Below are 11,603 nucleotides of genomic sequence, written 5' to 3' on the forward strand. Positions count from 1 at the left end.
GTCTTCTTGTACACATATGGCCTACGAAACTTGGCGGGTTCAGTCCTCAAGAGCGCAGCGGCTGATCCGGAGCGCCCTAACGGCCCCTCGGTGCGGCCGACTTCAAGACTGCCGTTCCCCGTGGTTCCCCGGCCGACCTGGCTCGTCGGTGTCAGAGGCGGGGAGGATGGCCGCCAGATCTTCCGATAGGTCAAGCTTGTAGCGGGCCGCGATGACGCCAAGCTGGATCCCGAAAATGGCACGCAGCTCACCCAGGGCTGCACCAAAGGTTGCGGTCTCGAAGTGCCCGCGAACCTGCCTCGAGTGATTAGAGCCCACGGAGTCCAGGAACCGCCGGCATGCGGCTCGCATCGCCTTGAGGTTCTCCGTGAGGCCGTCTCCGGTGTCAGGGTCCATCAAGAGTTGCGTCAGCGTTTCCCGGATCTGAAGTACCGAAGCGATGCAGTGATCTGCTTCCTGCACCGCGTGCGCAACGCCCCGGGGCATCGTGAGGACCCTCCGATCCTCCAGGTATACGACGACCTTCTCGGCGATAGCCCGTTGCGGAAGTGGCAAGTCCCAGTCCACTCCACCCAGAGGAGTACTGAAGCCCTTGATCCGCCGCATGATCTCCAGAACCTTCATGCCCGGATCCTAGGACTTCTCACGTTGGGGTACTGGGCGCACGTGACTAGACCAGAGGGATGCACTCAGGTGCTGGCCCAGGTCTGCAGAGTGCCGAGCTTGGGAACTCGGCTGATCTAGGGGGCAGTTGGGGCACTTAACTGCGGGTCAAGCGTGAGACGCAGTGTTGTCAGTGGTGGCGGCTGCCGTAGTCAGGCCAACTTCATCGGAGTGGAGGGTCTCTTGTCGCAGGCTGTATCTGGCAGCGAATTCGTACGACGGCACGCCGTAACCCCCGCCGAGCCCGGTCTCCGAAGTGTTGTCAGGCGCGAACTGAACGGCGACTTGATCGAACGGAATGCCATCGACTTTCCAGTCGCGGTGCAGTGCGCGGTGCGGGTAAGCGCCTCGGCCATCGTCGTCGAAGGTCAGCTCGAACCGAGGGCTCCACGGCGTCTCAGCCGAGTTCGCGTCCCAGTGAGGCGGGATGCGTAAAGTCGGTGGGTCACTCCAGACGCGGCGAGGACTTCGTTAAGGCGGGGTACCGGTTCGTGTAAGCCGGGCAGGCCGCAGGATTGGGGCCTCCAGCGCGACCCAGCCCATGGCCTCCAGCGTCGTGGAGGGCATGACCAGCAGGTCGTGCTCGGCGAAGGCTTTCCACAGCCGTGGACGTCGGAGCCAGCCGAGATATCGCGGTCGTACCCAACCCGTTTCAGGAGCGGAGCCATGGTGCGGAATTGGGCTCTGGGAGGGCGATGCTCAGTGGTTGATCCGGCATTACCCTCCTCCGCTCCGTCCAGCTCAGAGTCAAATCTGGCGATCTGGTGGACGATCGGAGACTGACCGTGCAGAGTCGTGGTTGTGGCTGCCGGGGCGGGCGGCAGGCGCAGAGCCTCCGGAAAGTCGAAGGCGGGGCATGGACAGCAGCGAGTACGACGAGTACGAGGCCGTGGTCAGGGTTCCGAAGGGCGCACGTTTCGCGCGGTCGAGGAAAACTGAAGGCGCTTACCGCGGCATCACTGACCCCGGCACCGCCCAGATGGATCACGCCGAGCTCTTCCTGAAGGAGAAGAACGGGCCGGATCCAGTGGCAGCGCACCCACAGGATTGGCCTGACTCTGACCGCCACGAACGGGAGGCGCTAGAGCAGGAGCGCCGAGAGACCGCGGAGTTCGTCGCCGAGGTGCTCGTGCAGGTCGGCCTCAGAGTGGCGGAGAAGGCTGCTCCGGCCGTGAGGAAGTGGTGGTTTGAACATGTGCTCCCTGCAGTGAAGACGAAGTGGAACGACCGGTCGCCCCTGTCCCTTGAGTCGAAGTGGGGCAGAGTCACACGACGTCGCCTGAACGAGCGTCGGTCCGAGGCCGAGGAGGACCTGCAGGATGCTGGCGTTGTTCCAGACGATCAGCGGCCGACCCTGAACAGCACGGAAGCGCAGAAGCGACTTAAGGCGGCTCTGATAGCCAGGCTGTTCAGCGATGAGCAGCTACGGTTCGTGCGCAACGCCCGGGTTGTTCACGAGGACGGTCCGGTGGAGCTGCGGGCGACGAATGAGCTCACTCCACAGCGCATCGGGGAATACATCGCGTTGGTGCTCGAGGCGAACCCTTCGCTGTTGGGCCAGGACAGCCTTGCCGAACTTGGGATGCTCATCGCCGAAGTTCGTGTCGCTGGCGATGACATTGTCCGTCTTGGAGTGGAGGCCGCGGTACCGCACGACTACGGGGATGGGCGAGGGCCATCCCGGGCTACCTGAGCGGTGGCCGGCGAGTCGGATCCTTGTCTCGTCCTGAGCCCGGCAGGTCTGTAACGCCTGGAGGAGATGTCCTGTGTGGGGGCGGGCGCGCTTCGAATCTGGCTCTGACGGGAGTTCCCTCCATAATGGCCGGTCGCAGAAGAAGCGCCGCACACGCAGTCTGATCTGCAATTTCTTGCGGGTCAGAGGACGCTCTTCCCAATCGCGTTCGTAAGTGGAGTGCACCTACCAGGCTCTGGCCCGGGGACCCGGACATCCAGCCCCGGGAACAGAACATCATCCAACGAGCAGCCTTCCATGCCGAAGAGATCCCCCGCCGGATCGGTTCGTTCCCGCAATCCTCCGCCGACCTGCGCATGCACGGGACTTCGGTCCGAGCCTTGGATCTCCTCACCGGGTGGGGCAGCGCACCATGTTCGTCGGTTCGATGAGCGGGATCGTGCACCTGTTGCGGATAGTGGCTGGAAACCGTCGCTTACGTCTGGCCATCCACGGTTCAAGCTGGCGATGTTGCCCGTGTCCTTGGCATCGAGGCCCGCCTCCTTGAGGACGCTCTGCGAGGTCAGCGCGAGCGCCGAGGTGAGGGTGGTGACCATCAGGACGGAGCGCGAGAAGAGCGAGCCGACGACGGTCGGGACGACACCCGCGTAGATACCGGCGACCGGATTGAAGCCGCCGATCGCCGCGTACGCCATGCCTTCGGGGATGGAGAAGAGCCCGGTGACGAGCCCGGCGGACACGTCGGACGGCCGCGGCTTGCCCAGCCGCGGCAGCCGCAGCGAACGCCGACGTGTCACGAAGCGAGACCGCTGATCGCGTCACCGACATACTTTGCGCCGAGCACGACCAGGACCACCGTCATGATCGCCGAGTTGTGCTCACCCATCCACGTCTTCCAACTGCCCAGCACGTGTGCGGATTTGGCGCCGCCGAAGACGTACACGAGGAGCGGCAGCAGCACGCACAGCGAGCCGATCACCACGAACAGGACTCCGGCGACCGCCTTGCCGCCGCTGCTCGCCGAACTGCTCGCGATGGAGGCGGCGCCGCCGATGGCGAGGACCAGGTTCTTCGGGTTGGCGCCGGACAGCAGCGCGGCGAGCCCGGCCGCCTTGCCGGGCGTGAAGGTGTCGATCGCCTTCATCCAGCCTGGCAGCCGATGCTCCTGCCCTTCTCTCGGTCGGTCCTTCCACTGCTTGGCGCCCAGGAGCAGGAACAGCACACCGAGGGCCAGCTTCAGCCAGTACGTCCAGGTGGCGGGGGAGTCGCCGTCGTCCGCGCCCGCCCCCGACCCGGCCGCCACGACGACGGTCGTGATCACACCGAGCGTGACCATCCACCCGAGCGTGAAAGCGGTGCCGTTCGCCCTGCCGCGCGGCGTGGCCAGCATCAGCACGACCGCGATCAGCGGTAGGGGGCTGATGGCGATGCCGACCGCGGAGGCCAGCATCTGTCCGATGGCGTCGCCCATGGCTGCCGACCCGCCTTCAGCTCTGGACCGTCAACGGAGGCAGGGCCCAACTGCCGTCCAGGACAGCCGGGTCGGGCCCGTACATGCGGATGATGACGGAGAAGGGGCCGTCCGGCGCGGGCAGCCAGTTGGCGGCCTGCGCGGGGCCGGCGGGCCGGTCCTTCTGTACGTGGAGGGTGAGGCCGCCGTCGGCGTCGTAGTGGAGGCCGGGGGTGCGGTCGCCGATGGAGTAGCGGTCGATGGGGTTGGCGACGAGCAGGCGCTCCGGGAGCCGGTACATGGTGGCCGACCAGAAGAAGCGGGCGGGCGGCAGGGCGTCGGCGGGGAAGTGGATCGTGTAGTCGCGCCCGGAGGCGTCCGGCGGCCGGTTTCCTTCGCTGTCGACGGCCCAGCCGCCGTACCACGCCTCCTCGGCGGGCAGCCCGTAGATGCCCTTGTCGACGCCGACCGCGCGCGTGAGGAAGTCGGTGCCGAGCTGCTCGCGGGTACCGAAGAGGCCGACGGACTTCACCGCGTGCCGGTTGGCCTCGTCCAGGCGCCCGCGCCCCTCGGCGATGCCCTGCTCGATGGCGGCGCGCACCTCGTCGGGGAGCGCGCCCGGCTCGAAGGTGCCGGTGCCGTCGACACCGAGCGCGGCGAGCCGCTCGCGCAGCTCCCGCACGTCGTCGCGTACGGGGAAGAAGGGCAGCAGGAAGTCGAGTACGGCGAAGAACTCAGGCGAGTCCATGCAGTCCTCGCGCCAGATCGGCCAGGCCGGTTCGGCGGCGGGCTCGGGTGCGGCGGTACCGGCGTACTCGGACAGCGGCCGCAGCACGTACTGCTCCTGGATCCCCTTCAGCGTGCTCACGTCGTCGGGCCCGGCGAGATAGGTGCGCCCGAGGATCCCGACGAACTGGGTCGCGGCCCGCACCACACCGCTGATCCCGTCCGGCACGGCCCCGGTCCACTCCGGGCCGGCGATCAGGTAGTCACCGGCGTCCTGCCCCGTGGTGCGGGCGCCGACGAATCCCGCGTAGACCGTGTCGAGGTCGTGGAAGGGCAGCACGTAGTAGCGGTCGCCCATGGCGGGCACGGACACCACCCACGGTTCGGCGCGCAGATCGAGCCAGCCCCAGGAGTACGGGGTGTCGTTGTTCGGCGTGACGATGTCCGTGTTGTCGGGAGTGAAGGGCTGCGGGTAGTGCCGGAAGCGCCCGAATCCGCCGGTGTACCGGGGGTCGTCGGAGTCGACGGCCTGCGGGTACAGGGTGCGGTAGTTCTGCAGGGGCGCGAAGCCCCAGATCCAGCCGTCGGCGGCGGTGGCGCGCACGGTGTCGGGTGAGGGGTACTCCACGTGGGGCTCCTGAGGTACGGGAACGGACGAGGTCACGCGGGGCTGATGCCGTCGAGCCGCCAACTGCGGTCGACGGCGGAGTCCTCCGGGGTGCCGTGACTGCCACCAAACTCCCCAAACCGCCCCATATCACCCATGGGTAGAAGCTAAGCCCCTACCCGGACGGGCGCATGTCAGGCGCGGCGGCGTCTCACGATGCCCCACACCGTGGCCCCGGCCGCGACAAGCAGGAGCGCGGCGACGGTCAGCGCCTGTGCGTACCGGTCGAACCCCGTGTCCGCCAGGGACCCGGAGCCGGAGCCATGACCCGTAGGAGAAGGAACGGGGACCGGAGTGCCTGAAGCCGTGGGAGTGGGACTGGGGGGCGGGCTCGGCGGTGTGCTGTCGGGGGTGACGGTCCACCGCCCCTGGGTGTCGTTGTCGGTCGCGGACTCGCCGGTGTCGGTGGCGAGGGTCGGGACGACCAGGGGGCTGCGGTACTCCTTGATGACGTCCGCGTAACCGTCACCGTCGAGGTCGGTGGAGTCCCCGGGGGCCAGCGGGGCCACATAGGCGACGTTCTTCATCGTCACGTCCCTGGCCGCCTCGGCTGTGATGCGCACGGTGACCTTGAGCGCCGGTCCTTCGGCGTCTGCCGCAAGGGCGTCGGTGGCGGTGGCTGTGAGGCCGTCGACCGTGTAGCCCTTGCCGGCGAGGGAGACGAGTTCGACGCCGTCCGGCAGGAGCTGGGTGACGCTCCAGCCCGCGGGGGCCGGGCGCAGACCGCTGTTGCGCGGCGTCAGGGTCCAGGTGACGAGGTCACCGGTGCGGAAGGTGGCGTCGGGCCCGGAATCGAGGTCTTCCGTGAGGGAGAGTTCGATGCAGTCGGTCGGGTAGAGGGCCCGCGCCGAGGTCAGCTCACGGACCGCCGCGCCCCCGCCGTCGTAGACCAGGCCGTCGTCGAGGTAGCCGGTCGCCCGGCAGGCCGATCCCCAGTCGTTGGGGTTGTCGTAGTCGCGGGCGTCCACCGCGACGGGATCGGCCGCGGCGCGGCCACGGGAGCGGGGGGCCGGGGCGTCGTCGCCGGTGAGTGCGTTGGGGAAGTTCCGGACGGCGGTGGAGGCGGCGGGGAAGGTGTTGCCGGTGACCAGGACGGCGTCGCGCAGGGCGCGGCGCTGCGCGTCGGGCGCCGACTGATCGGCGGAGCCGGCCTGAACGAAGGTGCCCTCGCCGCGGAAGGTGTTGTCGCGCACCGTGATGCCGGACGATGAGTACGAGCCCGTGCGGGCCGCGTCCTCGTAGAGCGGGGTGACCATGACGGCGGCCTGTCCCTCGGCTCCGGCCTGGGTGACGGTGTTGTCCGCGACGGTGACGTCGTGAGCGGGTGCGGCGACGACCGTGGACGGCTGCCCGGAGACCGTGTTCTTCGTGAACCGGACGTCGCGCGTACCGGAGTTCAGGCGCAGGCCGCCGCCGTTCCCGCTCATGACGGTGTCGTGGATGTCGATGTCCTCGCTCACGCCGGTGGCCGCGTCCAGGGCGCTCAGCATGCCGACGGCCCCCATGTCGGCGAACCGTGACGCGCCCACGTCGAGGTTCGTGACGCTGCGGCCGTGGATGCCGTACTCCGAGATGTTCGCGACCTGCGTGTTGGTGATCGTCATGCCGTCGGTGTCGCGGAGGTAGAAGCCGTACGACCCTGCCTGGATCGAGGACGTGTCGACGGAGACGTTCCGTGTCTCGTACGCCTTGAGGATCGCGGCGCCCGAGGTGGGCGTGGGTCCGTCGTGGCCGGTGACGGTCAGTCTGCGCACATCGACGCCCGCGGAGTCGTGCAGCACGACACCGCCGCCGGTCACGTCGGCGCGGACGTCGGAGATGGTGGCGTTCACCGCGCCGAGCAGGGAGATACCGGTGGAAGCGTTCGGGACACCGGTGATCCGCAGGTCGGTGAGCGAGTAGTCGTCACGCCGGGAGGTGCCGTCCATGGAACTCTGTGTGGAGATACCGGTCCCGAAGCCGGTGATGGTGCCGCCCGAGACGCTCGCCTTCCCGGAGTTCACGAGGCCGATGCCGCTGCTGGACGCGGTGCCGTCGCCGCTGATCGTGGGATCAGTGATGCGTGCGCCCTGCGTCGATCCCAGGGTGATGCCGCCGGTCGACACCTCGGAGATCTGCGGACTGACGATCTTCGGTCCGGCTCCGGCGTCGGCGAAGTTGGTGACGACCCCGGAGCTGAAGTGCGAGACGCGGACCCGGTCGAGGACGGCCGCGGTGGCCTTGTAGAGCTGGATCCCGGCCGAGGTGGCGGCGTCGGTACCGGTGATCTGCGGGGTCGTGACGCGTGCCCCGTCGGTCGAGCCCAGGGAGATTCCCTCGCGGCCGACGCGGGTGACGACCGCGTCGGTGATGTCGGGTCCCGCCGCCGTGCTCGTGTTGGTGGTCCCGATGCCGCGGGAGAAGTCGCTCACGGACGGCGAAGTGACTTTGGCGCCACTGGAGTTCGCCAGGTCGATGCCCGTGCCCGCGTTGCCGGGGCCGCTCACGGTGACGCCGGCGACGGCGGGAGCGGTGGTCGCGCCGAGCCCGATACCGGTCAGGGATGCCTGGATCGAACCGCCCACCACGGCGACTCCGCCGGCAGTCGACGTGCCGGTGACGCCGACGCCGGTCGCCACACCGCTGATCGCGGTGTCCGCGACCCGGGCGGACCCGGTCGTCAGATTGATGCCGAAGGACGAAGCCTGGTCCCCGCCGTCCATCGTGAAGCGGTCGATGACCACGCCCGTCGCCGCAGCGGCGAGCTGGATGCCGGTCGGCCGCGCGACAGCGTTGGGGTTGACGACCTTGAGGCGCCGCAGCGTGGCCCCGGCGGTGTTCACAGTCACCGTCGCGCCCGTCGCCGACACCCCGAAGGCGACGTTGCCGTCCGCGGCGCTCAGCCCGCCACCGGTCACGGTGAACCGGGCGAAGACGACCGAAGGACCCGACGTCGCCAGGGTCACCTCGCGGGGAACGGTGAGCCGGTTGGCGAAGACGTAGTCCTCCGGATCGAAGGAGACCGTCTGCCCCGCGGCGGCGGCGTTGAGCGCGGCCTGGAGCGTGAGCAGCCCGGAGTCGGCCGGCCGCGCGTCGGGCGTCCCCACCCACGCCATGCGCACGGTGTCGGCGTTGTCCACGACGGCCTCGGCGGAAGCCCGCCCGGCGGTGAGCGGCGACGCGGGCCACGCCGTCCCCGCCGAGCACACCACGCCTGCGACGACCAGAGCGGCCGCCCCTCTCGCCCGTAGGCCCCGGCTTCCCGCTCGCCTGTCACCGCCCACGATGGTCCCCATGCTGTCCTCGCACGTCCATGGGCACGAAGCCCTCATCACGAAGGGGCGGCGCACGTCCCCGCCCTTCCCATGGGCGTAGCTTTGTCATAAATTCCGATGAAATACGGCTGCCACGCCGCGCGGGGCGGGTATCGACGGGAGGGCTCACGCCGGTGAGCCGAGGGGCCTGGATGCCGCATCCGAGGAACAGATCGATGACGCGACACCAGTCGTGCACCGGGAGTACCTGTGACAGGCGGGAGTGGGCGCCACCGTGGCCCTCGTCATGGTGGGGGCCTCGTTCGCGGGAGTGCCGGAGGGCGCGCTCACTGCGCTCTGGCGGCCGTTGCGCAGGAGGAACGGGGTTTCGGAAGTACGGACGATTGAGCCCGCGACCTCTTCGTCCCGAAGGGAGTCCCGTGAGGTCGTCCCCAGTTCATGGCTACGCTGACGGTTGTCTTAACGGAGTTTCGCGGATACGAACAAGGACAATCCTCGTCGGCAGGTTCGGTTGTCGTTTCTTGCGTGACGAGGGTGCCGACAGTAGGTCTGAATATCGGCCGTGCCAAACATCGAGCCCCAGATGAGGCCGGCCGGATTCGTCCGATCTCCGTTGGCTGGCTTGCTCTCACACGCGGCCACCTCTGCCGCGTGCACGGGCTTGGATCACTACGGCAAATCTCGCCGGCGTCCAGGACTGCTCCTCAACCCAGCCAGGAGCGGTCGGTCCCGCATGCAACTCGGCTTCCAGCTGCAGAAGTTACTCCAGGGGCAGCCTGTAATGGGCGCCACCGGCCCCTTCGAGACCAACGCCTGGCGACCGCCTCCGCGCAGAACCTGACACCAGCGATACACCGACATCCGCGTCACCCGATCCAGCACCCCCACTTTGGGCGGATGCCCAGCGCCACCGCTGTCGCGGATTCGTCAGTCGCTCTCGTCGCTGGGCGGCGGGTACGCCTCGTCGATGACCCAGTGTTCGCCGCCCTCGGTAGAAATTGCGCAAAGCCGTGAGCCGTCCAGTGAGCGAGTGAGGAACTCGATACCGCCGTAGGGGTCCGCGAGCTGGGTGAGATCGGTGCCGGCTGTGGATGCTTCTGCGGCCAGGAGGCAGCAGTCAGATTGCCCGCGAGGTCATAGGCATGCGACTCCGTCCAGTTGCAGGCTTCCACGCTGGTCACGCGGCCGATCGCGTCGAGATCGAAACGTTGCGTGCCGGACGTGAGGTCCTCGACGCCAAGAAGATGGCCGTCTGCGCGATAGGTGTACGCACGCTGCTGGACGCATCGGCCACCGTCAGACGCGATGATGGACTGTGTGGTGAGGCGTCCCAGGTCGTCGAAGACGTTGGCCAGGGAGAGAGACGCGCCGATGCGGCGATTGGTCTCGTGCCCGGCGGAGTCGTACGCGAAGCCCACGTCTCGTCCCGCGGTTTGCAGCTGCACGCTGCGCCCGGTCACGTCGTAGCTCCATCTGGCCTCGACTCCGCTGGGTGTTGTCCGCCCGGTTCGCCTGCCCAACTCGTCGTAACGGAATGTCATTATCCGTCCGTCGACGTTCTCCGAACGTACGCGTCCAAAGCGGTCCCTGAGGATGGTGCTGGAGCCGTCCGGACCATCGGTCTGTGCGAGCCTCCCGGTGAGGTCGTAGGCGAATGTGGTGGTTCCCGCAGGTGTCTCCTTCTCCACCACCCTGCCAAGTTGGTCGTAGGCGTCATGCACGGTCTGACCGAGGGCGTTGGTCCGGGCTACCACTCGCCCGGCTGCGTCACGCTCATAGTGGACGCGGCGTCCGTCGAAGTCGGTCTCCCGGACCAGCCACCCCGCGGTGTCGTACTCGTATTGCCAGGTGAACCCCTGGGGGTTCGTCACTTGGGTGAGGCGCAGTTCCGAGTCATGCGTGAACGCGTGCTGTGCTCCGTCCGGAGTGGTGCGCGTGGTCATGAGGTCGAAGTGCGTGTAGGTGCTGCGCGTCACGTTGCCGATGGCGTCGGTGTGGGCGGTGCAGTTTCCTTCCCCGTCGTACGACCACGTCTCGCTGCTGTTGTCGGGGGCGATGCGGCGGACGAGCTGTCCCTCGACGCTCCATTCCAGGAGCGTCGTCGAACCGAGCGGGTCCCTGACGACAACAGGCCGACCGAAGGCATCACGTTCGTACGTAGTGGTTGCACCGAGCGGATCCGTGACCTGAATTGGCAGACCCGCGCGATCGCAGCGAACGATCGTGCGTCCGGGCGCGGATCCGCGAGGAGCCCGGAGTTGAAGACACCACCTGCCACGACGGACACACCCCGGCGCAGGGCCTGCGGGAGCAGGTCGGTGCGCGCGCTCTGGTCGAGCACGGTGTAACGGCCGGCGAGGAGGACCACGTCGATGTCGGTGTCCCGAACGAAGCGGGTGGGCAGGGCGGACTGGTTCACGCCGACGCCGATGGCCTTGACGACGCCTTCGGTGCGAAGCCGCTCCAGCGCCGGGTAGGCCTCGTCGAGGGTCTGTCGCTCGTGGTGGTCCGGGTCGTGCAGGTAGACGATGTCGACGCGATCCAGGCCGAGTCGGCCCAGGCTGTCCTCCAAACTGCGGCGTAAGCGGTCTGCACTGAAGTCCCATCGGCGCCACTGGGTGGCCTGCACGGCGAAGCCGTTGGCGAGGTCGTCGCCGTGCGGACCGGGGATCGGCTCAAGGATCCGGCCGACCTTCGGGGCTGCGCACGGCGTCGCGGCCGGTCCACATCGCGGGACCGCAACGTCGGCTCCGGCAGGGGCAGGGGCAGGGGCAGGGGCGCGAGGCGCGCCGGTGCGGCGGTGAGTCATCCGTCGGCCCATCCGTCCGCGCGGGCGCGACGAAGCCCCGTGCCCGGGTGTTGGGTCGCGCACGAAGCACCGCCCTCCTGGCCGAGGTCGTCGGGTGAGACCTCCGGGCGAGAGATCCTGGTATAGACCACTAACATCCATACCTTAACTCGCGCTGTCAAGACCCGAGTTGGCTCGCCCGGAAAGGCTGCGTGACGTGCGGGTGTCGAGAGTGGTGTGTCGGTGTCGCGGCGGCGTCCAGTGTTGACAGCTTCAGTTGGTCTAGTCCAAATTGAGAGGGCGCCGGTCGCCGACAGGCGGGATCGATGCTCTGTCGCGACCGCCTTGTGCCGTCGCCCCCG

Annotated in this window: 7 protein-coding genes and 2 pseudogenes; 1 reads left to right on the forward strand and 8 read right to left on the reverse strand. The window is 68.2% G+C overall.

Features of this window, described 5'->3' with window-relative positions; all coding sequences use genetic code 11:
- Nucleotides 1-102 precede the first annotated feature (102 nt).
- Both AB0J02_RS17065 and AB0J02_RS17070 read right to left on the reverse strand, forming a co-directional pair.
- Entirely contained in the window at nt 103-624 is a 522-nt protein-coding gene (locus tag AB0J02_RS17065; protein WP_363194456.1) for a DUF6650 family protein, read from the reverse strand.
- A gap of 442 nt (nt 625-1,066) precedes the next feature.
- Nucleotides 1,067-1,352: pseudogene (locus tag AB0J02_RS17070) on the reverse strand (glycosyltransferase); the annotation flags it as partial.
- Between the two features lie 167 nt (nt 1,353-1,519).
- Between AB0J02_RS17070 and AB0J02_RS17075 the strand changes: the two are divergent.
- Complete coding sequence (locus tag AB0J02_RS17075; RefSeq protein ID WP_363194457.1) at nt 1,520-2,356, forward strand: hypothetical protein; 837 nt, start codon at nt 1,520-1,522, stop codon at nt 2,354-2,356.
- Nucleotides 2,357-2,538: 182 nt separating this feature from the next.
- Here the strand turns inward: AB0J02_RS17075 and AB0J02_RS17080 are convergent, their stop codons facing one another.
- From AB0J02_RS17080 to AB0J02_RS17105, 6 genes and pseudogenes are all read right to left on the reverse strand, one after another.
- Entirely contained in the window at nt 2,539-3,153 is a 615-nt protein-coding gene (locus AB0J02_RS17080; RefSeq protein ID WP_363194458.1) for a SulP family inorganic anion transporter, read from the reverse strand.
- A complete protein-coding gene (locus tag AB0J02_RS17085; protein ID WP_363194459.1) occupies nt 3,150-3,827 on the reverse strand; it encodes a GAP family protein in 678 nt (225 codons plus the stop codon). The genes AB0J02_RS17080 and AB0J02_RS17085 overlap by 4 nt, the downstream gene beginning before the upstream one ends.
- A gap of 16 nt (nt 3,828-3,843) precedes the next feature.
- Nucleotides 3,844-5,160 carry a DUF1254 domain-containing protein gene (locus AB0J02_RS17090; RefSeq protein WP_363194460.1) on the reverse strand — a complete coding sequence of 439 codons (1,317 nt, stop codon included), beginning with the start codon at nt 5,158-5,160 and terminating at the stop codon, nt 3,844-3,846.
- Nucleotides 5,161-5,333: 173 nt separating this feature from the next.
- Nucleotides 5,334-8,474, reverse strand: a complete 3,141-nt coding sequence (locus AB0J02_RS17095) for a right-handed parallel beta-helix repeat-containing protein (protein WP_363194461.1) — start codon at nt 8,472-8,474, stop codon at nt 5,334-5,336.
- An 845-nt stretch (nt 8,475-9,319) separates the two neighbouring features.
- Complete coding sequence (locus AB0J02_RS17100; RefSeq protein WP_363194566.1) at nt 9,320-10,675, reverse strand: hypothetical protein; 1,356 nt, start codon at nt 10,673-10,675, stop codon at nt 9,320-9,322.
- A 2-nt stretch (nt 10,676-10,677) separates the two neighbouring features.
- A pseudogene (locus AB0J02_RS17105) lies at nt 10,678-11,154 on the reverse strand (aldo/keto reductase); the annotation flags it as partial.
- Nucleotides 11,155-11,603: the final 449 nt, after the last annotated feature.

Origin of the sequence: Streptomyces sp. NPDC050264, assembly GCF_040655895.1 — a bacterium.
Lineage (GTDB): Bacteria > Actinomycetota > Actinomycetes > Streptomycetales > Streptomycetaceae > Streptomyces.

Coding starts and splice junctions, on each gene's coding strand:
- AB0J02_RS17065 (WP_363194456.1), bottom strand. CDS start 624: ATGAAGGTTCTGGAGATCATGCGGCGGATCAAGGGCTTCAGTACTCCT.
- AB0J02_RS17075 (WP_363194457.1), top strand. CDS start 1,520: ATGGACAGCAGCGAGTACGACGAGTACGAGGCCGTGGTCAGGGTTCCG.
- AB0J02_RS17085 (WP_363194459.1), bottom strand. CDS start 3,827: ATGGGCGACGCCATCGGACAGATGCTGGCCTCCGCGGTCGGCATCGCC.
- AB0J02_RS17095 (WP_363194461.1), bottom strand. CDS start 8,474: ATGGGGACCATCGTGGGCGGTGACAGGCGAGCGGGAAGCCGGGGCCTA.